This is a genomic window from Dactylosporangium salmoneum (assembly GCF_039532525.1).
In the GTDB taxonomy this organism is placed as follows: Bacteria; Actinomycetota; Actinomycetes; order Mycobacteriales; family Micromonosporaceae; genus Dactylosporangium; species Dactylosporangium salmoneum.
In genome coordinates, this window is sequence record NZ_BAAARV010000019.1 from 44,360 (window position 1) to 68,315 (window position 23,956).

At 67.8% G+C, this 23,956-nt stretch carries 14 protein-coding genes and 1 pseudogene; 7 read left to right on the forward strand and 8 right to left on the reverse strand.

The annotated features are described in order from the left end of the window. Positions 1 to 344: 344 nt before the first annotated feature. A complete protein-coding gene (locus tag ABD352_RS10645; RefSeq protein WP_344612110.1) occupies positions 345 to 827 on the reverse strand; it encodes a hypothetical protein in 483 nt (160 codons plus the stop codon). Between the two features lie 26 nt (positions 828 to 853). Further along, positions 854 to 1,780, reverse strand: a complete 927-nt coding sequence (locus ABD352_RS10650) for a hypothetical protein (RefSeq protein ID WP_344612111.1) — start codon at positions 1,778 to 1,780, stop codon at positions 854 to 856. A gap of 144 nt (positions 1,781 to 1,924) precedes the next feature. Between ABD352_RS10650 and ABD352_RS10655 the strand changes: the two genes are divergently transcribed. Then, positions 1,925 to 3,385, forward strand: a complete 1,461-nt coding sequence (locus ABD352_RS10655; protein WP_344612112.1) for a hypothetical protein — start codon at positions 1,925 to 1,927, stop codon at positions 3,383 to 3,385. Between the two features lie 693 nt (positions 3,386 to 4,078). Here ABD352_RS10655 and ABD352_RS10660 read toward each other — a convergent pair. The 3 genes from ABD352_RS10660 to ABD352_RS10670 all read right to left on the reverse strand — a co-directional run bounded on the left by ABD352_RS10660 (position 4,079) and on the right by ABD352_RS10670 (position 11,842). Further along, positions 4,079 to 5,737, reverse strand: a complete 1,659-nt coding sequence (locus tag ABD352_RS10660) for a hypothetical protein (RefSeq protein ID WP_344612113.1) — start codon at positions 5,735 to 5,737, stop codon at positions 4,079 to 4,081. Between the two features lie 44 nt (positions 5,738 to 5,781). Continuing rightward, on the reverse strand, positions 5,782 to 7,932 hold the full coding sequence (locus ABD352_RS10665; protein ID WP_344612114.1) for a hypothetical protein: 2,151 nt from the start codon (positions 7,930 to 7,932) through the stop codon (positions 5,782 to 5,784). Between the two features lie 313 nt (positions 7,933 to 8,245). Next, positions 8,246 to 11,842, reverse strand: a complete 3,597-nt coding sequence (locus ABD352_RS10670; protein ID WP_344612115.1) for an NACHT and WD repeat domain-containing protein — start codon at positions 11,840 to 11,842, stop codon at positions 8,246 to 8,248. A gap of 357 nt (positions 11,843 to 12,199) precedes the next feature. Here ABD352_RS10670 and ABD352_RS10675 point away from each other — a divergent pair, with 357 nt between their 5' ends. The 5 genes from ABD352_RS10675 to ABD352_RS10695 all read left to right on the forward strand — a co-directional run bounded on the left by ABD352_RS10675 (position 12,200) and on the right by ABD352_RS10695 (position 15,657). After that, on the forward strand, positions 12,200 to 12,667 hold the full coding sequence (locus ABD352_RS10675) for a hypothetical protein (protein WP_344612116.1): 468 nt from the start codon (positions 12,200 to 12,202) through the stop codon (positions 12,665 to 12,667). After that, entirely contained in the window at positions 12,657 to 13,697 is a 1,041-nt protein-coding gene (locus ABD352_RS10680) for a tyrosine-type recombinase/integrase (protein ID WP_344612117.1), read from the forward strand. Before ABD352_RS10675 ends, ABD352_RS10680 begins: the two co-directional genes overlap by 11 nt. A gap of 122 nt (positions 13,698 to 13,819) precedes the next feature. Continuing rightward, positions 13,820 to 14,371, forward strand: coding sequence for a hypothetical protein (locus ABD352_RS10685; protein ID WP_344612118.1), 552 nt, complete (start codon positions 13,820 to 13,822; stop codon positions 14,369 to 14,371). Positions 14,372 to 14,558: 187 nt separating this feature from the next. Further along, entirely contained in the window at positions 14,559 to 15,086 is a 528-nt protein-coding gene (locus tag ABD352_RS10690; protein ID WP_344612119.1) for a hypothetical protein, read from the forward strand. 121 nt (positions 15,087 to 15,207) lie between these two features. Further along, positions 15,208 to 15,657: a hypothetical protein gene (locus tag ABD352_RS10695; protein WP_344612120.1), complete on the forward strand. Its 450-nt coding sequence runs from the start codon at positions 15,208 to 15,210 to the stop codon at positions 15,655 to 15,657. A gap of 369 nt (positions 15,658 to 16,026) precedes the next feature. Here ABD352_RS10695 and ABD352_RS10700 read toward each other — a convergent pair. Next, positions 16,027 to 16,501 (reverse strand): annotated as a pseudogene (locus ABD352_RS10700) (transposase); the annotation flags it as partial. Between the two features lie 371 nt (positions 16,502 to 16,872). Here ABD352_RS10700 and ABD352_RS10705 point away from each other — a divergent pair. Then, positions 16,873 to 19,344: a GIY-YIG nuclease family protein gene (locus tag ABD352_RS10705; RefSeq protein ID WP_344612121.1), complete on the forward strand. Its 2,472-nt coding sequence runs from the start codon at positions 16,873 to 16,875 to the stop codon at positions 19,342 to 19,344. 340 nt (positions 19,345 to 19,684) lie between these two features. Here ABD352_RS10705 and ABD352_RS10710 read toward each other — a convergent pair whose 3' ends face one another. Together ABD352_RS10710 and ABD352_RS10715 are read right to left on the reverse strand one after the other, a co-directional pair. Continuing rightward, a complete protein-coding gene (locus ABD352_RS10710; RefSeq protein WP_344612122.1) occupies positions 19,685 to 21,682 on the reverse strand; it encodes an SNF2-related protein in 1,998 nt (665 codons plus the stop codon). Continuing rightward, positions 21,679 to 23,946 carry a hypothetical protein gene (locus ABD352_RS10715; RefSeq protein WP_344612123.1) on the reverse strand — a complete coding sequence of 756 codons (2,268 nt, stop codon included), beginning with the start codon at positions 23,944 to 23,946 and terminating at the stop codon, positions 21,679 to 21,681. Before ABD352_RS10715 ends, ABD352_RS10710 begins: the two co-directional genes overlap by 4 nt. Positions 23,947 to 23,956: the final 10 nt, after the last annotated feature.

The window sequence follows — 23,956 nt, forward strand, 5'->3', positions numbered from 1 at the left end:
CATGTCAACGGCCGCCATTACCGGTGCCTCGACAGCAAGTGGATACCGCCCCGAACGGGCCGTCAGCCCCGGCTCGCACCAGCTCGGACCATCCACTCCCGTGCGATTAGAGGGCGGAACCGAAAACGCATCGGCAGAGGCGGCGGCTATCATGCTGCCATCCTGACGGACAATACTGGCACCGAAAAACCCCACCACGGCTACAGCGACGTTGCGACCAGAACGGCAGCCAGATCATGGCACGGTGAACGCCAGAGGCCCTGTTCAAGCAATGCGGCTGCCGCGACGCGGCGGTCCGACGTCGCGATAACCTGCGACCGCCGTCCGGCTCAGGGTCTCGTGGACTACGCGGAGTTTGACGGGGCGCCGCAGGTCGGGCAATGGGTCGCCTCGGCGGGCAGCGACCGACCCCCGGCCGAGCGTCGACCCGTTGGGGCGAGAGCCAGGAGTAGCAGTGCCGGTCCTACGGCGGCGACCAGTACCCCAGCGGCGGCCATGGATGACCACATCGGGACGACGGGCCGGCCGGGGCTGGCGTTGTCGAGCATCGCACCGAGCGGGTTCAGGGCGAGTATGCCGATCGGCGTGAGCAGGATCAGCAGCGCCCAGACACCGCTGGAGTCGTAGCGAGCGGCCAGGCCGAGCGCGAGCAGCGTCGCGCCGATCAACAGGGTCACCGCAGCGGCCGGCAATGCTGTCGCGGCGGGCATCGGCTGGCCGACCTGCTGGCCGAACAGGGCCGCGTCGACGCCGTCGGCTGGAACGGTCGTGCCCCACTTGGGATTCGTCCCCCGCAGCGAGCTTGTCGAGGTGTCGCGTGGGTGCACCGAGGAGGGGTGACTGTGGCAGACGGCTACCAGTGGCGACGCCGGTAGACCTGGACTTCGCGTACGGGCATCTCGGACCAGTGCAGTGGGCGGTCAACGACAGGGCGGGCGAGGCAGGGGGTGATCCGGTCGCGTTCGTGCTCCTCGGCGAACTGTTCGGCTTGCGCGGTTTCGCCGGCGAGGTCGAGCGCTTTGATGAGCTGCACGACGAGTAAGTCGAGGCGGTGGTTCTCCGCTTCAGCAGCCGTGAGGCGTTCGTGGGCGGCGACGGCTCGGTGGCCGCACCATTGCCGCAGCAGCTCGTGCTCAGGCCGAACGTGCTTGCGGTACCAGTGGTACTCCCATTCCGGACTGGACTCCTCCCCCTTGCGGAAGGGGTGCTGGCCGCCGTGTTTGCACTTGTGTCGGGCCTCGGCCTCCTCCTCGATCACGTGCTCGAGGATGGTGTGCGAGTGGGCGCGGCAGGCGGCCTCCGCGATCACGATCGTGCCGGCTGGCGAGACGATCGTGCCTTCGTCGGTGGTGAACGACTCGACCTTCGCCAGAATCTCCTCGATAGACACTTGGAGGATTTCGGCCAGCGCTGTGTGGTCCTTGAGGATCGTCGCGTTCTCGACCGGACGCCAGTCCAACTCAGCTACCTCTTCTGGGATGAGCGCGGAGTAGACGGTGCCCACTGCGCTCTGTTCGACGGAGTCGAGTTCGAAGTCGGCGATGCGCTGCCAGGCTGCTTGCTGGGTGTCGTAGGCCTCGACGTCCGCCCACCGGGTTTTCAGCCGAGATGACGGCACGGTCTGCACACGATGACTGTCGTCGGGGAACTCCACCTCGATGCTCGCTGTGGTCTTCTTCGGTGTGACAGCCTTGATGCGTACGCGTTCCGAGGGTGCTGTGTCTCGAAGCCGGTACGCCCATTCGTCGCCGACGACGAACTGCGATGCATCGAACGCCACCTGAACCGCCCTTTCAGATGCCAACCTGCTGCGAGGCAGCGAGACCCGGGGTGTACCGGACCACTCTGACATCGACCGATGACCTACGCCTACCGGATGATGAGGGTCTATGCCGGGGAGGGAACTGGTCGGTATAACTGCCCGATGGTCGACATCACCGCGCCGCTGAAGCCGCACCAAGTCGAGGTGTTGCGCTGGGTAGAGGCCGGATGCCCCGACGCGGACATGCCCGGCGAAGGCGCAAAACACACCGCGCGGGCCCTGCAAGGCCGGCGCATGGTCACGGTGTCACGTCGGGACGGTCGGTGGTTCGCGGCCTTGACCGAGCTCGGCCGCTACTACCTCGACAACGGCCAGTACCCAACGGCGACCGGCACGACGACCGGTGACCTTTCGGAGAACTCGCCCACGCAGACGGCCTCAGGCGGAAAGGGCCAGCAGCCGACGGCGCAACCGGCCGCGATCCGAGAAGCGACCGTGCTGATCGAACGGCTCCAGACCGGCGGCGGCACCGTAGTCGTTTCGGACCCGGACATCGACACCCGCGCGAGCTATCGACGCGCCATCCACGCCGCCAAGCAAAACAAACTCGTGCCGGACGGCTACGAGCTGCGGCACACCGGCCGCAACACCGGTGACCTCATCATCCGCCTGTACTCAGCGGCGCAGCCCTATGACACCGACTGGAATCGGCTACGGCTCGGCCAGGCCGACGAACGTGCCACCGCGGCAGCCGACTACGGCGCCCTCGAACAGGACCCCACCAACCTGCGTGTAGCACCGGAATCGATCCCCCGCGTACTTGCTCTGCTCGGGGCGATCAACGACGCCGGGACGGCCCGAAAATGCCGCATCGGCGTCGACCGCACCACGAAGCACCCGAAGCCGTACGTCAAGTTCGGCAGCGCGCGGCGTTCGCTCGAGTTCTTCGAGGAGTACGACCAGGTCCCCCATGTGCTCACCGCCGACGAACGGCGAACCAAACGACTCCGCCCCTGGGCAGACATCCCGGAGTTCGACAGCGTAGCCACCGGCCGCCTCCGACTCGAAGTCAGCAACGTCCAGTCCGGCCAGCCCCTCACCTGGCGCGACACCCCGACCAGAAGCCTGGAACAGCAGACCGGCCGCATCGTCGCCAACATCATCAAGGCCATCGAGGAGCAAGAACAGCTCTCCGCCGCCTTCCGACAGCGCGAGCAGGAACGGCAGGCCGCGGCGAGACTTGCCGAGCAAAAGGCAGCCGAGGAGCGCCGACGCCGAGACCTCGAACGCAAGACGAAGTGGGAGCACGCCATCACAAAGGCCCGCCGCCTTGCCATCGAGGAGTACCGCAGGACGACATTCCACACCGCGATGGAGCAGTGGCAGAACGCCGTCAACATGCGGGCGTTCTGCGACGCCCTCGAACACGCCGCCGCGGGTCAGGAGGCCAACGACGGCGAGCTCACCGCCTGGCTGGCCTGGGCACGCACGCGTGCCGACACGATCGACCCCACCATCGGTACACCCACGCTCGCAACTGTCAACTTCACCATCGAACCGAGCCCGGAAGACCTACGCCCACACCTAAACGGATGGAATCCGCACCACCCGATGAAGCAATAGAGACCGGGTTACGGCCTACCGACTCTCACCGACTCACTGCCAGCAGTGCGTAGAGCCGTCACCAGCGGTATAGATGTGAGGGCATCCGATTCACGGCACAACGCGATCGCACGCCCGCTCACCCGGCGAAACCGCATGCCAAAGAGATAGGGCGTCTAGGACCGCAACCGACCATGATCAGGCGCGCACTCATGCCGATGCGAGTGCGCCTCCCCTTGAAGACGCGGTCAGAAGCCGCCTGCTCGGTGGAAATCCGGATCGCGGCCTCGATACCTGCTGATGACGCTTACGGCCAAGACCATGATCAAGAAGCTCCATGAAAGCGGGGGTGGCTCAAATTGAGTGGCTGCCGCGCGAGGGCATGGCGGCCGCGGGCGGCCTGTCCCCCAACCCGACCATGGGCCACCACCGCCGACGACCAGCTGCGCCGCGAATATTCGTCAGTCAACCCGCGGGACCGCCAACCACGCTGATGGCAGGTCAGGGCGTTGGGTAGTAGTGCGTGTCGACCCCCGACACACACCCAACCCAACGGAGCAGCTCAACGCAGGTACAGAGTTCTCGAGGCGCTCGTCGAGTCGAACCCCAACACCGCCGTCCGCACGGTCGCGGGTGCCGCGCGTTCGCGCAAATGCTCTCATCGCGGCGCAGACCGGGGTTCATGCAGCAGTTCGACGGCGTCATGCCCATCAACTACCGGCCGTCCTCCGGCTGCGGAGTCAAGTCGTATCCGACATGCGGGCCGGGAGCCGGCGTCGCTGGAGCCGCCAGGATCTGCGACAGGCAGTCGATGGTGGCAAACGGGACCCCCGGCTGCGGCACATACGCAGCCGGGACCGGCGCGGGTGTCACGACCATCTCGATCACGCACCAGCCGTCCGGCCCGGCGTCCACGCCGTGCTCGTGGAGGAGGACGTCAAGTTGGTCTTTGACGGCATTCGCCTTCGCACGGAGCTTGAGCAGGTAGGGGGCGCCGCGCTGAGGGCGGAAGCCTTCCCAGCGTGCATGGCCTGAGGCGGGCGCGCCGTGATAGTCGATGATGTCGTAGAGCACCCGTTCGATGTCGGTGGCGACGTGTCCGGCTTTCGCCTCAATGACGAAGACGCGCCGGTGGTCGACGTCGATCACGATGAGGTCGATTTCGCCGGGAATGGCGATGCCCCACTTCGCTGCACGTTCCTTCTTGAGGCGGGGAATCAGAATTCGGTTGGGTGCCGTGGCTTCGCGTTCGACGTTCGCTTCGAACGCCCTCTGCTCGCACTGCTCCCAGTGCTTGAAGGCCCGGACCACCTCGTCCGGCGCGTCCGGCCAGGGCAGTCCGGCCACCTGGACGCGTGCGAGGAAGAGTTCGCCTGCACGCGCGACGCGCCGGGGCATCACCAGCAGGTCGGCCGGCCGGCCGGGTACTTGAAGCAGGGGTCTGCCGGAGAGACGTTCGCCGAGCGCGGGCGACGGTTCGCTGATCGTGATCCGGGCCGCGATGCCGGAATGCAGGGTCAACAGATCGACCGCTCGGAGGAGCCGATCGGGCCGCAGGCCGGACCACCTGCGAACGGCCTCGACGAGCTCGACGACGCGAACTTCGGCGACCTCGCTCTCGGTGTCCCAGTCGGCCGTGGCGGTGAGGACGGCGAAGATCTCGTCGAAGCCTGTGCCGAAGGCGGACGCGAGCGTGGCGTCGGCCGCCAGCGCTGCTCTGGTCGCGTGCTGGTGCAACGGCGACTTCCGCGACGCCTGCAACCGCTCACGCATGACGTCGGTCCACGACACAAAGAGCCCGTCATCATGCTCTACCCGTGGTGCCACGTTGAATTCAGACGTGCTGAGCAGCGTTCGGCCATGGCGAGCGTCATGGGTGAGGCGGATGTCGGCGGTGTAGCGCTCGGCGTAGAACGGCAGGTCGCGGTCCGAGGCGTCGGCGTGGCCGTCGGAACTGACGCCGGCGCGTGCCTGGTCGCGGCGACCGAGCAGATGGACCAGCACCCCCACGAGGTTGAACAGCCGGTGCCAGTCACGGTGGTCCATGGGCAGCCCGGCTTCGGGGCAGTGCCCGGCGATCGCCTCGGTCAGCAGGTCGGCCGCGCGGCTGGCCACGATGTTCGTGAACGCGACGTCGTCAACGGCGACGTCTGTGGGATAGCCCAAAGCACGTCGCAGGACCCGATCGTCGTCGGTCCGCATCCGGGTGGCCCAGAGACGCTCGACGGCAACTGCCGCCGTACGCAGCGCTCCGGCAGCGCCGAACTGCGCGATCTCGTCGCGCAGGAGCTCCACGGCTCCGGCGACAACCTGGTCAAGGAGGACCTGGTCAAGATCGCCAATCGGAGTGTTCAGGCGGACGCGAGTGGCCATGTGCTTGGTGATAGATCGTTGGGCTCGCGCACGGGCGCCTTCGCTCAGGCGGCGACGGCTCGGGTGGCCGGGCGTCGCGCGGACGACGTTCTACGGAACGTCGCGGTGACGGGCAGTTGCGCCCACGCCCGCTGGAACGCCTCGCCGGCTTGACGAGCGTCGTCGTTCTCGGCTGCCACCGTGGCGGCGTTCACGATGCGGCTGCCGGTGGTCTGCTGGTCTCGGGCGGCGAGCGTGGTGACGAGCAAGCACCAGAACGCGTCGCCGAGCTGCCGGTGCACCATCGACGGGGTGGCGGTCAGATTCGCGGGAGGTATGTAGCCGAGGTGAACGGTGATCCCGTCAAAGGCGAGCAGTTTTACCGCTTCCTCGGCGCCCGCCGGCAAGGCGTAGAAGGTGATGCAAATCGGGTCGGGGATGGCAGTGCTCCAGGCCAGCCATCCGGCGGCAAGGTCGCCAGCCGTCGCGGTGGCCAGCCCGGTCAACCCGATGCGGATCGCGTCACCGAGCACCTGGGTCCACTGGCGATCCTCGGCGCTGTCCGCGTTCACTACGAACACGAGGGGCGGGTCGGCGTTGACGACCGCGTGCTCGTATGGTGTGGTCTGGCCGACTGTCAAGCACCAGTCAATTGGGGTCGCCGCGAATGGCCAATCGTGCAGTCCGGGAAGGCCGATACACCGCAGCACGATCTCATAGGGGTCGCATTCTGCGCGGTTTGCCCACCGCCTCGCGACGTCGGGTCCGGGCTGGTTCAGGCTCATCCCGGTGTTGAACAGCACGCCTTGACGCTGGAACGTTTCCCACAGCGTCAGGGGCGTTGCGCCTTCGATCATTCGTAGCCCGGGCAGCTCCGCGAGCTCATCTAGGAATGCCCAGAACTCTTCGTGATCCTCTCCGGCGTCGGCGGCGATCTGCCGCCAGGCATCCAGCGTTACGAACACCGTGCCGGGTCGGACCTTGTCCGGAGCGTTCCACGGTCCGTCAACGATGACCACCCGGCGAACCACCGTACTCTCGGCGATCACCGCAGTCGTCGCCGCTGCTCCGGGCGTAAACGGGCCGTCGGGACCCACCAAGGACGCCAACCGCTCGGCGTTCCCGGCGCTGATGTCCATCGTCAGGGCTTCGCCTACCTTGACCGCGGCCAGCCGGCGTCGCGCCCGATCGGCCTCCCGCGCGGTTTCCCGCTCGTTCGTGCCGACGACGACCTGGACGGCAATGAGCCTCCGCCCAGCGGGAAACATCGCCCCAGTCAGTCGGCCCGACCGGGCGCACTGCACCGGGCCGACGAAATGCGTTGCAAGGCCACGCCCTCTGCTCGCGAATGCCCGCTCAGCCGCATCCAACAGATTCGACGCCGTAGCTCCGCTCGTTCTCCCCGCGAGGCTCAGCAGCTGCACACCTATCGTGGCCAGCGCATCAAGCACCAGTGCCGCCGGGACCGGGAGCACGGCGTCCTGAACACGGACGAGCAACGCGCCGTCCAGCAGCCACGTGCTGCCAGCAACATCGCTGGCGTCCCGGATGCACCAGGCCACCGCTGCCCGCAGCCGGTCATCAACCGGCAAATCTCCTGGGGAGCGCAGCCAGGCCGGCACGCCTTCCGCATCGACCTCTCGGCAGAACTCGATCAACGACCCCGACGCCGGGTGGGCCTGCACGCCGTCCTCGCCGTTCGACATCCCGCCGCGCCGATCCGCCTGGAAGGCTCGCTGCAACGCCACGGCCCGCACACCGATCGTGACGACATCGGCGATGCCAAACCCGAGTACCGGCACGAGCACCGGGTCAGCCGCAACGGCGTAGCGGCGCAGCTGCTCAACAACCTGTTCCGGATCGTCCAGCATGCCCGGATGCAGCGGCCACATCCGGTCATCCCAGAAGACGTGCACGAGTAGGTCCGGGTCGAGGCGTGCTGCTTGCTGATATTCGTCGACGAGCGGCACTCGTCGCCGGATGGCCTGGAGCCAGTCGGCAACATCGCCGGGTCGGGCGTCGCGCTCGCCGGCCGCCTCCCCGGCGAGGGCCTGCCCGAGGAGAAACGAGAGGCTTGGAAGCTGCCGCGCTGAAGCCCACGACACGTCGTATAGCGCATTGAGGCAGCTGATCAGCTCGAAACGACGAACGGACTGACGAGCAGCCAACGCCAGCTCGTCAACGGTCGACCACCGATCTGCGTAGGGTGTGTTCACCTGGTGCGTGTTCCGGGCTAGCTCCAACGAAATCGGCATGGCCATGGACGGGGGCAACGACATGCTATCCCGATCCCATCGCTTGGGTCGACGGCTCACCACGCAGGTCAACGCGTTTGGCAATGGTGCCTGCCAAACCTGGGCACGACGCATGCCTAACAACGCAGGTCAAGGCGGGTACTGAGCACTTGATGTCCTCCCCAAGTCGAGCCCAACGCTGTCTCCGCGGCGGCATATGAGCCTACGATCCACTGGCCATCCCATCGAGGTCGGTCACCTACTTGCTCAGCTGCGGTTCATACGGCACGGCGTCCTATTCGCACCGGTCGACTGGCAGATCGAATCGGCGACGGTCTTCCTGAGTGAGGACTCGTTCCGTGCGGACGACAGCGGCTGCTATGCCGGGTTCAGGTACCTGCCATGTCATCACGGTGCCGTTGTCGAAGGTGGCGGTGAGCGCTTCGCTCCAGCGAAGGTCGCGAAGCAAATGCCTCCGGGGCAGATCGAGCGCGCCGAGCGGTGCTCCTCCGTCTGCTTGCCAGAAGTAGATGGCGTGGGCGCCGCCGGCACTGGCGAGTCGAGAGCCGTCGGAGGACCAGCACAGCTCGTGAAGGGGGCCAGGGTGGCCTGCGCAGCGAGCGACCAGAGCAGCGTGGGCGGCATCCCAGATTTCGATACGGTCACCGATTGCGATCGCGAGACGGGTTGATCCGGGGCACCACCGCAACTGGTCGATCTCCCCGTCGTCGATGCTCCATGCATGCTGTCGGGTGCCGTCGAACGTATTCCAGAGCGCAACGCCGCGACGTTTGCGCATCGTTGAGGCCAGACGGGTGCCATCAGGCGACCAGGCGAGTGGCCCTCCGATGCCGTCCTCCGGCTGGAGCGCGAACTCGAGGCTTGGCTCGGAAGCCTCCCATACCATCACGCTGCTGGGGGCAATTTCCCACCAGTCGAAGCAGGTCATCGCGAGCCGTCGGCTGTCGGGCGACCATGTGAGTGAGCCGATTGAGTGATCATTGTGGCTGCGATGCTGGCGCTGGCGTCGGGTGCCAGGGAGCGGAAACGGGCCGATGGTGGCGATCTTGACTGCCGTGCGGGAGTCCCACACGGCGATGTGTGTGCGGTTTCTCGCGGCTATGAAGCGCCCGTCAGGCGACCAATACACCTTGAATGGCTGAGGCCCGAAGGCTCGTGGTAGGTCATGAAGTTCGACGGTTCGGGCTGGGTGGTCAGCGACGAGCTCGACGGGGGTGCCGTACCGAGCCACGGCGGCGATATCACCGTCCGGCGACCAGGATAGGCTCTGCGGCTCGCCGGCAGGCACACGGACAACGGCATTTACGGCGAGATTCCAGACTTCCGGTGCTCCGTACTGTCCGGCGATCGCGAGACGGTCGCCGTCTGGTGCCCATGCGAGGCGCTTCCCGCCGCGGCGACGGCAACGGCGACGGACGCGTCCCGCTGCAAAGTTGTGAAGCTCGATGTAGTCGCGACTACCCCGCGTGCGGGTATACGCGATCTGGGTTCCGTCCGGTGACCACGTAACAGCTTCGGCATCGTCTACCTCCCATTCGTCGGTAAACTGGCCGTTCGATACGTCAAGGATGCGGATCGTCCTGCGATCGCGAAAGCCGATGGGAGATTGGTCGCGGGTACGCTGGTCACCGGCAGTGATCGCGAGCTTGTCCCCGGCGGGAGACCAGGCCAGCGCTGGGCGTTGCCAGCGAGCGTGCACGCCCACATGGTGTTCAGCAGCGTCGGTGATCTTGAAGATGTCGAGCGTCTCGTTGGTGGCGACTGCGAGCAGATCTCCGCTTGGCGACCAACTGGTGGCCAGGACGTGCTTGCGTGGTATCTCGGTAACCGATTCGGTGCCACCGTTTTTCAGGACGTCGACGTGGACGGTGCCAGAGGTGTACTGACCGGCGAATCGTCCGTTGGACGCCCACGAGAACGTTTCGGACGATAGGCCGAAGCCAGCGGTCCACCGGTTTATCGACTTATTATCGTCGATGCTCCACACCTCGAGTGTCGAGTGTCCCTCTTCGTCCCAGCCGTTGGCAATGAGAGCGTGCCGACCGTCGTGGCTCAGCAGCACCGCTCCACTCGGGACCTGGTCGATCTCGATCAACTGCCCGGAGGCCGCCCAGGTACACACGACTCCGGTAGCGTCTGCGGTGCGTAGGCGACCTACTCCTGGGAGCCAGACCAGTGAGTTCGCAGTGGTGGTGTGGCCGACCGGCAGCCGTCGGTGTGTGCCGGTAGCGGACAGTGCCCACTGGGTCAGGAGCGCGGCCTGAGATGGGGCGAGTTCGTCGACCGCGGCGTCTACGATGGCTCGCGCAAGATCTCGGTCTTGTACACGCAGCTGCTGCGCCCGTTCTGCGGCGTGGTCGGCTCGCCGTTGCAGGTCCTGCGATTCCGCGGCGCATGAGGCTGCGATGAACGCGGCGAGTGCCGACGATGGAATCAGTCGTTCGGTGACCTGGATGGCGTGCTGCAGTGCGGCGCCGCGGAGCAGATCGTCATGCACCGCTCCCGCCGCCCATGCAACGGCGCGTTGCTCCCAAACGGTGATCTGACGCAGTTCTTGGCGGTTGCGGTCCACGAGACTGGCAAGGGTCACCCACTGCCGGAAGAGCGCATCGTGGGCGAGCTCATACGTCGGCTCGGACGCGCTCGAATCGTTGACCTCTACGACAAGCCGGTCCGCCCGGAGCTCTTCCAGTACACGGAGGCCGACTTCATCGAGGGAACCTCGTAGCACCCAACGACGGACGGGTTCGTTGCCCTCGAACCCTACGAACTGCAATAGCACCCGGTCCACAACTTTCTGCGGATGGACCGCCAAGAGTGCCTGGTAGAGCCCATCGGCGTGCTGGGCAATCGCTCCGGCAACGCGGCCAGCGCGCTCGTACTGTTCGGCGGTGATGACACCGTTGGTGGCTTCGGAAGATAGCCGCTGCAGGAGATGCCCGAGCAGCGGAAGCGCGTCGCCGATTGTAGCTTCGGCGACCATGGCGCTGACCAAGTCCGGTGCGATCGTGATGCCAGCCGCGTGCGCCGGCAGCACGATCACGTCGCGGACGGCCCACATATCCAGTGTCCCGATTGCCGAAGGGTTGGCGAACAGGGCAGGCTGCAACTGCTGCGCGGCGGCGTTGAACTCCGGCCGCAGTGTCGCCAGACAGTGCAAGGCGGGCTGCGCCGCGAGAGCGTTCGACAGTAGACAGAGGAAGTCGCGGCGATCTGCCTCGCTGGTTAACGTAAACAGCTCGTCGAGCTGATCCACGATCAGGAGGATCGGCCGGTGCCCCTCACCAACGAGACTGAGGAATAGCCCGACTGCGCCGCGGCGTGCCTCGTCTCGCAGTAGGCGCGATATGCGGCTCACGTTGGTATCTGACGCAGCGATCGACTGCGCCAGCGCAAGAAACGGATCCGCCGCCGGGCGGAACGGGCCCCGCAGGACCCAACGCTTCGGCAGCCGCGGCATGACTCCGGCCTGGACCAGCGACGTCTTACCGGTGCCGGAAGGGCCGACCAACGGGATGAACCGGCGACTGGCGGTGGTCCCCGAGCGTTCCAGCCGGGCGAGCACCTCCGTGATTTCACGATCACGGCCAAAGAAGACGGCCGTGAACTCGGCAGAGTACGGCGCGAGCCCTGGATATGGGCTCTGCGGACCTTTCCATGTTGGGCGGCGCTGATGTCCCCGCCACAGCAGCCAGGCCACCCATGCAACGAGGGACAATGGCACCCAGATGTATGGATACTTGGCCAACGGCTGCAGTGGCCCCCACCATCCTCGCGTCTCGGCCGTGAGGATGTTGACCCCGACGCCGGAGACGACGCTGATGAACAGGGAACGGACCTCCGCACGGGAAGGATTCGCCGTCCGCGTCATGGACCAATGTCACTACGCACCGCTTGCGTTGCGCAAGCCTGGCCGGCGAACTTTCACTTGGCAGTGCGGCAGTCGCATCCATCCGCAACGCGCGTTGGCCGGCATCGTCCGACGGTATGACGGGATCGGCGATCGGCGCCGCGAACATGCCGTCAGTCAACCTGTGGGACCGCCAACCAGGCCGACGGCAGGCCGGGACGTTGGGTAATGGTGCGTGTCAGACCTTCGACACTGGTCTTGGTGGTTTTTCACCAAGATTCTCAGTGAGCATGCACCCCACCAGCTGACCCGAGCGGGCGATCACCCGGTCGGGTATCGGTTTTTCCCCGCCGCCGCAGGGCAGCGACGATGAGCGGCGTGCCGCGCAGCACCACGGCCCTGACCGAGCAGATGATCGCCGCGCTCATCCCGGCACCATCCCCCCGCGCCCGGCCAGCGCGCCCACCGCTGCCCAGACTGCCCGAGCCGTTCACGCCACCCGGCTACCCCGCCGATCCGCAGCTCGACCTCGCCAAGCTCGACCCGTCCGGCCGCGTCTCGGCCCGCTTGCTGCTGGACCTGCTGCACTGGCCGACCGGCCACCGGCTGCGCTTCGACGTCGCCGACCACGCCATCACCGCCACCACCAGTGGGTCCGGCAGGCACGTCGTCGGCGCCCGCAACCTCCTGCCGATCCCGGCCGCTGCCCGCCAGCTGTGTCATCTCGCCGCCGGCGACACCGTTGTCCTGCTCGCCGATCCCGCCCGCGACCTCCTCGTGATCCATCCGGCGCAGCTGGTGGCGCGGCTGCTCGGCGCCCGCTCCGGACCCGGCCATGCCGGTTGACCGCGACCGACTCGACGCGGCCTGGACTGCTCTCGCCGGCCTCGGGGTGACCCTCGCCGACCTGCAACGCGATGCCAAGCCTCCGCGACCGGCCTTCGACGCGTACCTGCCCCAGGTTGTCGCCGCCGCCGGGCCGGGCGCACGTCGGGTCTACGGCACCTACTGGCAGCGCATGGCGAGGGCGTGGGCCGGTCGCCCGCTCGACGCGATTGCTGCGAGCGAGATCGAAGCCATGCGGCTCGTCGTCGTACACGGCGCCCGCTCCCGCCGCAACAGCCGCCACGGCCGCTACGCCGGCGAACTGTTCATCGCCGCAGCCCGCGCCTACTACAACCGCGCGATCGCCGACGGCCACCTCGACGCCGCAGCCAGCCCCGCCCACCGCGTCCGGAAACCCCGTCGGGTGCCCAGCACCCGCCGTGCCCTGACTTCGGACGAACTCACCGCCATCAACCACGTCGCCCGGACCACCGGCAACGACGCCATCCTCGACGCCCTCCTGCTGCGGCTGCACACCGAAACCGCCTGCCGCCGCGGCGGCGCCCTCGGCCTCCGGCTGCAAGACCTCGACGCCGACCGCGGACTCCTGCTACTGCGCGAGAAGGGCGGCACCACCCGCTGGCAGCCGATCAGCCGCGACCTCGCCGACAGCCTCATCCAACACGCCCAGGCCCGCGGTGCCGTCCTGCCCACCGACCCGCTCCTGCGCTACCGCACCGGCACACCCCTGACCAGCCGACGCTACGACCACCTCTGGCGACGCATCGGCCAGCACCTGCCCTGGGTCGCCACCCACGGCATCACCACCCACTGGCTGCGCCACACCACTCTCACCTGGGTCGAACGCCACTTCGGCTATGGCATCGCCCGCGCCTACGCCGGCCACACCGACAGCACGGGAGCCGCCACCACCACCTACATCCGTGCAGACCTCCAGGCGGTCGCCGCCGCACTGGCTGCCCTCACCGGCCAACCGCACCCGCTCGCAAAGACTGGCGACACGCACGACGGCAGTCACATGCGAGCTTGAACACCGTTGCGCTTGCCCGTGTCGGTGTTTGTCTCGGTTCAGCTCCTGACCGGCTTCAGCAATAACTGCGTAGCTCGGTCACGCCGCCGCGCACCTCCGATTCTCGGACCGGCCGGTGGTGGGTGAACTGCAACGACAGCTCGCTCTTCCGACCCGGCCGCATCCTCCTGGGGTTCACAGCCATCGGTTCCGCGGGCATGGACAATGGCCTCGGTACGGTTCGTTACGCCCCACCGCTCGTAAAGGGCGCGCAGGAGCCGGAACATCATCCGTTCGGAGTAACCGGCGTGCTGGGCCAGCCGGGCAACCGTAAAGCCTTGCGCGAGCATGCGAACCCAGGCGATCTCCCTGTCCATGGGAATGCGTTCGGCCGGTGGCCGGTGCTGTGGTGCGGTGAGTGCGCGGACCACATCGGCCGGCAAGAGGCTGCGACCGGCGGCAACGGCCGACACCACACTGCACACCGTTTCGGGGTCGGCCTCCCGGGCCATGACGCCAACGGCCCCGGAAACGAGGGCCGTACGGAAGTCGGTACGTCGCCCTGCTCGATCACGGCGATCAACGCGACATGCGACCGGCTGTCACGCAACGTGGCGAGGAGGGTCCAATCGGCCGGGCTGAGCAGCGTCAGCATCACCATGTGCGGACCGACCTCGTTCGTCCACGACAGCTAGCCGTCGGGCGACTCGACATCGTAGCCCGGGCCGCGCATTGCCTCCGCTACTCCGCGGCCGAACATCGGCAGCGGATCGGAGACGGCGATCCGCACCGGCATCGGGGATGCCCTCTCAGCATTGCTCGGCAAGCTCCTCCTACCGTCGTGTACGACACCCTTACCCGGACGACAGCGAGGTGTGCCCTGTGACGACAGCCCTGATCGCCGCCATCGCCGGGGTCGCCGGCGTGATCTTCGGACGCTGGTGGGACATCCGCTCCGAGTCGGCCCGCTGGCGCCGCGACCGGCGGGTGCAGAGCTACGAGGATGTCGCCGCCGAGCATTACCGCCTACGGGAGGCCCTGCGGCTGCTGGCGGTACGGGAACCGGACGCCGACGTTGCGGCGCTGCGCTCCGGCGTCGAGGCCGCATACGCGGACTGGAACCGCATCCTGTCGGCGCTCTGGCTGCACGGCTCGGATGCAGTGGCGATCTCGGCGGTCCGGGTCGATCACGAGTTCAACCTGCTGCTGCGCGAGGCGCGGCGGACGGCGATGGACCAGGCCGCGTGGCCGCGGGCGCGCGAGCCGCTGTACGAACGCTACGACGACTTCATCGACGCCGTCCGTGCCGAACTGTCGCTGCCACGCCTCACGGCGCTGCGGGCAGGGGCGGCGACGCGGCAGCTGCTGGCTCCGGAGGACGGTCCGGAGCCGGCGCCCGATCCGGACTGACCGCAGCGTTGAAGGTCAGCGGGCCGCGGCGGATGCCGACCGCACGGGCAGGCAGCAGCCCCGAAGTGCGATGAAAACAAGTAATTGCGGTCATCGCAACTCCTGGCGCAGACTGTAAACCATGAATAGCAGGCGAGACATCTGCAGCGACGTAGCCGCGATCCTGCACCCAACTCCGAGCCCCGAACTCGCACAGGAAGACGAGGCCGGATTCAGCATGGCCGAGCAGCACGCCATCGAAGATCGATGTCGTGCTGCCGAGGAACTCCGCCTCGCATGGGAGGAAGGCGGCATCGATCCGGTGGTCAGCGCGCTTGCGAACGCACGGCGAGCCAAAGAAGCCGCCGAGCAGAAGATCCGCGAGCTATTGGCATATGGGCGGGAGTTCGTCCAGCCCCGCCCCTACACCCTCGGAGACCTCGCCGCGGCCGCTGGCATGTCCATCTCTGGCGTACGCACCGCCTACAACCACGGCGACGTCGACGCAGTTTCCGACGCCACAGGCGCCAAGCCGCGCGAATGGCGTGCCCAAGACCCCGAGCCTCATTCGCCAGGCGGGGAGCGGGCATGAGTATCGCGGCGTGCCATTGTCCGGTTCCCTGGCAGCAGTTGTATACCAGGATTGAAGGCATCCGTTTCACCGTCGTGCCGTCACCGGTCCTCACCGCCACCAGCGCGCTGTTCCGCGCCTGGTGCGCGGGCTGCGGTAGCGAGTACCCCGCCGCGTTCCGGATCGCCGAGACCAAGCCACGTGCCGCGCAACCGTGGCGGCGTATCACCGGTCGCGGTCTTGCTACAGGTGTCGAAGCTCGGCGGCCGGTTACACCGCGAGGCCGAGGAAATCTTCCGTACCGTCGACGGCGCTCGCGAGGTGGCTCGGGAACTGGTCGCCCGCATCGTTGACAGCCTCGACCAGATCCTGCTGCAGGCCGGGGACGTCAACCGGCGCGCCGTACACCTCGGCCAGATGCGCGCTGATCTCGCCGGTGGTCAGACCCTTCGCTGACAGCAACAACACCATGTCCTCGACGCCGGACAATCTGCGCTGCCGCTTGCGCACGATGGCCGGCTCGAAGGTGCCCTGCCGGTCGCGGGGCACGGCCACCTCGACCGGGTCGACATCGGTCAGCACCGTCTTGGCCCGCATGCTGTTGCCGCTGTTGCCGCTGTTGGCCCCGGCCGGGTCGTGCCTGTCGTAGCCGAGCGGACTCCAGCACGATCTTCGTCAGCTGTTGCAGCAGCCCGCCCTCCCCGGACAGCTGCAGGCCCTGCTCGCGTGCCTGGGCGACCAACTGACCCACCACAGCGGCGTCCACACCCGCCGGCGTCGTCTTCGACCTGCGAGGTCGCTTGGTCATCGTCTCGTCAGATTCAGGCAGTGCGGCAGTATCCGCCGCTACCGTCGTGATCGCCATCAGGTGCCTCTCCTTGATCAGGAGTTACACCGATCTTCTTTGACAGACTCGCCCGAGGGCGGCGCGGGGGTGCGCCGCGAGAGCAATGGCAACCTATCGGTCGCTGGGGCTGGCCGGACTCCAGAGTGTGTCGGCGACCAGCCGGTTCTTAGTCGAGGTTAAATGAAGACTCGCTCTGCTCGGTCAGCTTCGTGACGGGCTTGCTGCACTTGAGTTCGGCGCCGGTCCGGTGAGCGGTGTCCGACATGCTGGTAGTGCTTGGCCGGCGTATGAGGCCCACGTGGCGACGGCGCGATGCTGCGGGAATCTCGTCTACGCCGAGAACCTAGGCTGCCCGCATCGTGTCCGAGGTGTCAGTGGAGACTCAATTCATGTCGGTAAGTGACCACCCCGCCCAGGAACGCGAGCAATGGATCGACACTGTTTGTACGGGGCTGGTCGGGCAGGCGGCGGAGCCTACGGTGCTCGATCCGGCGGGGATCGTTCCTGAGCTAGGCGAGCCCGACATGATTCGGGCCCTGCTCGTGGCGCGTGTTGCGGCTCTCATCTCCGCGGGCCGCTCGACCGCCGATGTCGTACGGCTCCTGGCAGACAGCGGTGTCCTCACTGGGCCGGGTGCCGAGCCGGAGCGGTTGAGCGGCCTGGTCGGCACCGTCCGGTGGCGGTTGGCTTCCAGCGGGATCGGCGATTCGGCGCGGTTGCTCGGCTGTGGGCTGCGCGCCTGGAGTCCGGAAGGTACCTATCGACTCCTGCTGGAGTTGTGGTCGGCGCGGCGCCTCCGATCGGTCTCTCGCAGCCGGGTCAAGCGGGATCTCATGCAGCTGTGGGATGTCCGGGACCCGGCCTGGCTCGAGACCTGCCTGTCGCGCTCACCGAGGCCGCTGAATGGGTATGTGAACATCTGGACGACGCTTGAGACCGAGCAGGACGATCTAGTGCGGACCTGCGCCACGATCGCGCTGCGCGGCGATGCCGAGAGCAACCAGGCGCTCGACCGCTGGATGGACCTGTTCCCCGGGGACGCAACGAAAGCGCAGCATCTGCTCACGATGGGGACGGATCGGGAATATGTTGTCCAGGCACTGCGATTCCTGCGGCGCCGGAAAGCGACGCCGGATCCAAACCTTCGGAAGATCCTGGAGATCTTCAAGGAACACCGGGAAGGGGTGGCCCGGGCGGTCGAGGGCCTAAGCACCCTGGAGCGTCACCTGCTGCGCGACCGCACCGACGAGGAGCGCTTTCAGGACGGGTGCCTCGCGGAGCTGCTGTGGTGGTCGTACGCCCCGATGACCAGGTCCTGGTCAGTCGGTTCGGACGTGGCGCACGGCATGTGGGGCCCGCTACCCTGGTGGCGCATCCGGGTACGCGGCGATGCTCAGGTACAGGCGGCCGCCGCCACCTTGACCGAGGGCACCCGACTTCTGGGCCTGAGCCGGGATCCCTCCTCACCGAACCGGCTGGAGCTGATCTGCCGCCGACCGCGAAGCGGCTCGCCCGGTCTGCGCGCGCACTTCAAATACGATCTCACCAGCCCGGCCAACGCCTGCGAACTCCTGCTGATTGGCCGGCGGGGCGACATCTGCATCGACCTGGTCGAGGCATCCGAGACCGAGGACGACACTCACCTGGGCACGCTGCGCGTCACGGCCAGCGACGAGCTCGCGCAGATGCTGACCGAGATCGCCTCGAAGGCCCTCGCCGAGCTTTCCAGCCCTTCCGACGTGGATGCCGACGGCCAAGCGTTCTCAGCGCTCGGTGAATTGCTGCGGCAGGAAGCTACCGGTGCTGCGCGCCGCGGCCCGTGGTCAGCTGACCGCGAGGTGCTGGTCACCATGCCGGCGGGCGCCGCAGGGGAAGTCATGCTGGAAACCGCTGATCCGCCGACGCCGCTGGCAAGGCCGCGCCAGTCAGGCGCGTCCTCGAAGTCGGAAAGCGGGTTCGGGTTCGTCTACGTGCAGCGAAACCCCGCCATGCCCGACATGCTGAAGATCGGCTTCTCCCGGCGGCTCTCTGAGGACCGTGCCGACGAGCTGTTCAGAACCTCGGTGCCATTCCCCTTCCAGGTTAGCTACCGCGCTCTGACCATGCACGCCCGCGAGGTCGAGCAAGCGGTCCACCGGCTGCTGGACGCCCAGCGGGTCGCCCCCGACCGCGAGTTCTTCCGGGTCAGCCAGGCGATGGCAGAGGTGGCGATCCGCTTCTGCCAGGAACGGGTAACCGGGATCGGCAGTTGGGAACCCATGCCCGTGGTCCACCGCTTGCGTGGGGGTGACCGGGTTGTGTTGCCGCTGAAAGCAGGCCAGAGGTTCGTCGTCACAGCGCACCCGAGCCCGATGGCAACGTCAGCCAAGGTTCGCGACATATGGCAGGCACATTCTGACGGAGACCTCCTCGAACTGCACATCACCCACGATCCCGGAATGATCCGCGGCCTGAGCGACGGCGACGAGGGGGCGGAGGAAGACCCGCTGCCGCACCTCAATCGCGACTGCAGCGCGCCCAACGGCCACCTGATCGGCCGGGAGCGCCTGGTGGCGGGAGACCGGCTTAGCTGGTTCTCCGGTCACGCCCATGTGGTCTTCGAAATCCACGACTTCTGCCAAGTCGTCTACCGCACCTGGAGCCCACGATTCGACCCGGAGACCGGCCGCCCACTGTCGCTCAACGACGCAGCGCCGCCGGTTGGTCATGCTGCCGCCGCGGGCGTCCAAGAGGTACTCGCCCTAGACGCTCCGCGCATTTGGGCACCACGAAATTTTGATCCCGCACACGGCTGGGTGCAGGCCGCCACACGCGAAAGCGAGCCAGCGGACTGGCTTCCCCAGCTCCGTCGGCCGAACTGATGCCAACGTGGCGATTCGCAGCACGCCACCGACAACGCCGCAGGTCAAGCTGCACCGTTGCACGACGTCTTCTTCTGGCCGCCGCCAACGTCAGATCGGGTTGCCGGAGGCCGTTGACAATTGACACTCATGCGGTATCAGACACGGTGCTCACGGCTGAGCTGCGGTCACGGTTGGAGCCGCTGATTCCGGTGCGGCAGCGGCGATACCACGATCCGGGCCGGCCGGGTCCGGACCTCGGACCGGGCCGTCGCTTGCTCAGTGATCTGTCTCCGACAACTCATTCTGAACTGATCTCTTAGCATAACGGCCGCCTTCGGTGGCCCCAGAGACCTCGGTCTTAGCCGAGCTCCGCTACCTCCACCTCGACGACGTGGACTTCACCGGCGGTCGGCTCACCGTGCACCGACCCGGCGGCGACCACATTCTCTACCTCGACCGCGTCAGCTATCGCCTCGCTCGGCCCGGGGCGGACGTGCGCCTCTGGCCGACGCGCGAGGTCGAGGCCGAGCAGCTCCCGCAGCGCATCGACGTCGCCGAGCACGGCGGCTGCCGGATCGCCGGACACCAGCGCGGGATCGGCGATCGGAAGCAGCGCGCGATCGGCCAGCGCCCGGGCCATCGCCGCGACCTTGGCCTCGAGCACTTCGGCCACCCGCTCGTCGATCGTGTCGGCCGCCACGAGGACTGTGCACCGGGGCTTCGCGTCGGGCGCGAGCCCGAGCCGATGGGTTCGGTCGATGGCCTGGAGCCAGGTGCCGGCGGCATAGCCGCGATCGACGTGGATTTGGTCGACGCATGTCCGGTGCAGAGAGATGCCCTCGCCCAGTGTCTGCGGCGTGGCGACCAAAGCCCAGCAGCTCGGGTCGGCCCGAAACCGGGCAAGCTCACGGCGCCGGTCGGTTACGGCGCGCGGGTCGTCGAGCGCAGTGCTTCCGACGATGACCGCGGGCTCGTGCACCGCGAGCGCCGCCGTGAGCGCAGCCACATTGTCGACGAATGACGACCAGACCACGGTCTTGCGCCCGAGCAGGCGGTTCTCCGCAACGATCTGCGCAGCTCGGATGATCTTGACGGGCCGGATATGTCCACGCGGGTCGTCGAGGACGGCGGACAGAACGGGGTCCTTCGGCGGATCCGCCGGTAGCGACCAGGGGAGCCCGCGGGCGAGCACCGCGGCGGGGTTGGTGGCGGCGGCGAGCAGATGCATGACCGCCCGCCCGGCCGCCGCCGCCTCGGCCTCACTCGGCGCCGCGCACATGGCCCAGTCGGTCACGCGCCTGGACATGGCGTCGTAGAGGAGGCGGTGTGCATCGTCGAGCACCACGCGTTCGACGCGAACCTCCAATGTCGGGAGGGCGAGCTCGTCCTTGGTCACGCGGACGTAGGCCCGCTCCCGCCGCCGGGCGAGGTCGCCGTCGACCAGCCGACGCCCGTGCCCGGGCCACGCGAGATCGAAGACGGCGGCCAGGTCGCTGAGGCTGTTGGGCATCGGGGTGCCGGTCAGCACCAGGGTCCGGCCTGACCGCCGAGCCAGGTCGGCCGCGTCGGCGCCGCGGTGCGATGCCTCGCCCGCCTTGGCCCGGTGGGCCTCGTCGAAGACGGTCAGGACGGTGCGGCTGCGGGCCCAGGCGTCGAGCCGGGTCCGCACCGCGGGGTCGCCGAGCTGCTCGTAGTTGAGCACCACGACCGTGTCGTGCCGGGTAGGCACGGGCGGCCTGACCGTGACTCGGGGGACGGCGCCTGGCGCGAAGCACTGCTCGGCCTCCTGACGCCACGCCTCGAAGGCCGACGGCGGGGCGACGACGAGCATCGCATGCACCTCGCGCCGCGCTCGCAACGCGGCAAAGAGTGCGTATGTCACGGCGGTCTTGCCGGACCCCGGCACCGAGAAGTTTGCGCCCCCGCCGGCCGCGAGCAGGCGCGCGACCGACTCGCGCTGGAACGGCCGGAGCTCCCGCACGTAGCCGCAGGCAATCAGCTCCCGATCCAGGTCGACCGGCCACGCCGCCTGCTCCTCGACAGTGCGGCTCATCAGGTCGTCCAGCGACGCGGCGGTCCTGGCTGCTCGGTCCTGGAGCCGGCGGGCGGCATCGTCCCAGCGCCACGCGACCGTGGTCGCGGGATGCCGGGCGAGGAGCCGGTCGAGCGCGCGGATGCGGTCACGGTCCAGGACCACGGCCGAGCCCGAGATCACGTCGGCGGCGGGCCGCAGCAACGCACAGATTCGCTGCCAGGACCCGTCGGACACGTCGGGCCGGTGCACGACGGGACGTCCCCGCCGGTCGACGCCAACCCGTCCGGCCGGCCGGTCATCCGACTCCAGAGCCACCGTCATGGCCGTCCCCCACGGTTGGCGAAGCCGCGCAGCCCACGGCGAAAGAACTGACGCAACGTTTCCAGCGCCTCGTCCGAGGCCTTCTCGTTCGTCGGCTCGACCCCGGCGACGTCCACCATGCGGGGCAGGCTCTCGTCCTCAGGGTCGTAGGTCTCCTCGGGCACTCCGGCCAGCGCGGCGTTGGCCGGCACCTCGGCCATCCCCGCGGTCTCCGCGGCCATCGCCTCGAGCCGATCCACCATGCGTGTGACCGCCATCCCCCATTCGCCGACATTCGAAAGGCGATGCTCGGTCGTCGGTGCGGAACGGTCGTGCTCCTGCTCGTCGTCGTGCCCGTCGATCAGCGATGATCCCGATCCGGGGTCGCTGAGCCCAGGGTCCCAGCGACGCCGCAGCCACACCTCGAGCATCTCTTCGCCAGTCGATGGAGACCGCGGTACGACCGGAAGGCCCATGGTCGTGGCGGCGACGATCGCTTCGAGCTCGTCGATGCCGTCCGGTGACCGTGCGGCGTTGAAGAGCACTACGTCCGCATCGACGGTTCGGACGTCGCCGCGGCCGCCGCGGCCGGTCATTGTCATCGATGAGGGTCGGCGTACCGTCCTCGGTGATCCATTCGGCTGCGTCCCCACAACCTCTCGGTAGTCACGCAGTGCAGGGTTGGACGCGTGGGCGACGAGGGCGAGCACCGCCAGCGCCCGCTGGTTGGCGCCGAGTTCCCGGGCCGATTCGGTGCCGGCTTGTGCGGCCAGCTCATTGCGGGCCGCGTCGGCTATCCGGCCCAGGTCCCGGTCGAACATCTCGGTCCAGTTTCCGCGGTGCTGGGCGATCGAGCGCAGCTCCGGCTTGCGGAAGGAGCGCGAGACCACCGCGGTGAACTGGCCCATTTCGCCATCCCCGTCGAGCCCGGCGACGAGCCCCGCCAGGGCGGCGGTGCTGACGGCAGCCTGGAGCGGGCTGTTCGGGATCTGCAGGCGCTTGAGCGTCGCGCGGACCTGGGCGTATCGGGCGGGACAGGCGGGATCTTCGATGGTGCTGGCGATCATGACGGCGGTAGTCGCGACGACCCGGTTGCGGAACGGCCGGCGATCGGGGTCGTCCGCCCACGGCAGCGCCACCTCGCCGAAGAACACGGCGCGCTCATCGGGTTCGACATACTGGTGCCGAACCAGGTCGTTGATGACCGTGCGGGCTTTGAATGCCTCGTCGTCGGCCTTGCCCCACAGCGTGGGCGAGTGACCCCGGACGTGGAAGCGGGCCATGTCGGCGTAGACGACGTCGTGCACGCTGTTGCCGCGGTAGGGCCGCACCGCGATGCCGATATCCATGCGCGCCGTCATCATGCGAATGACGGCCAGAGCCGCCGGCGACGCCTGCGCCAGCCAGCGCTCGATCGCGTTCGCCGTCCGCCCGTCCGGCCATACCTGAAACTTCGCGTCGGAGAACTGCAGGGCGGCGTGCACCCGGCGGATGGCATCAGGTGTGAACGGCCGCACGGTCAGTTCGCCGTCGGGGTCCTCCCAGTGCAGCGTCGACAGGTTGGTTGCCCCCGTGCCCATCAGCATGCCCATGGTGGCCTGCGCGACGTTGATCCGGGTCCAGCCGTCGTTCGTCTCGACGATGTGGCCGCGCTGACCGTCGTCCGTCCTGACGTCGAAGGCGAAGCCGCGGATCTCCTCCCGGATGCCTTCGAGCGCAAGCGAGTCGACAAACTCCATCTCCGGCCCGGAGACATAGGCGTGTGGCCGGCGGACCTCCTGCTGGGCCGCGGTGATGTCGTAGAGATGCCGGGCCGACCGAGCGGCGATCAGCAGTTCGTTGCCGACCTCGTAGATCAGCGATTCCTGGTACGTCTCGCGCATGATCCGCTGGGCGGAGGCGGCCATCCGCGGCTGTACGGTGGCGCCGCGCACCACCGGGACCAAGACCTCGAGCTCGGCCACAGCGAAGGTACCGGCGTGGTTGCGGCGCCAGCGCGCCTTGCGGATCGCCTCGGCGTTGCGTGGTGTGGCAGAGACTGCCTCGATCGCGCGGACGACGCCAGTCGGCACTTCGCTTCGATCGCACTTGTACTCGTCGGCCCACCACTCGATGACCGCAGCGCCGACCGCCGTCGGCGGCTCACCGTCGTCAAGGGGCGGCAGATCCACCAGCGGATCGAAGGTCGGTGGGAGGAGGTTGAACACCCGGTCGACGGGCACCGGACTGGCGATCAGATCGGGATGGTTCTCGTTCAGGAACCGGAATTTGGGCTTGCGAACCACGTCAGTTTCC

Bases quoted from the DNA above. Each gene is read 5' to 3' on its own strand.
- ABD352_RS10655 (WP_344612112.1), top strand. From the start codon at position 1,925: ATGGTCGACATCACCGCGCCGCTGAAGCCGCACCAAGTCGAGGTGTTG.
- ABD352_RS10660 (WP_344612113.1), bottom strand. From the start codon at position 5,737: ATGGCCACTCGCGTCCGCCTGAACACTCCGATTGGCGATCTTGACCAG.
- ABD352_RS10670 (WP_344612115.1), bottom strand. From the start codon at position 11,842: ATGACGCGGACGGCGAATCCTTCCCGTGCGGAGGTCCGTTCCCTGTTC.
- ABD352_RS10680 (WP_344612117.1), top strand. From the start codon at position 12,657: ATGCCGGTTGACCGCGACCGACTCGACGCGGCCTGGACTGCTCTCGCC.
- ABD352_RS10695 (WP_344612120.1), top strand. From the start codon at position 15,208: ATGAATAGCAGGCGAGACATCTGCAGCGACGTAGCCGCGATCCTGCAC.
- ABD352_RS10705 (WP_344612121.1), top strand. From the start codon at position 16,873: ATGTCGGTAAGTGACCACCCCGCCCAGGAACGCGAGCAATGGATCGAC.
- ABD352_RS10710 (WP_344612122.1), bottom strand. From the start codon at position 21,682: ATGACGGTGGCTCTGGAGTCGGATGACCGGCCGGCCGGACGGGTTGGC.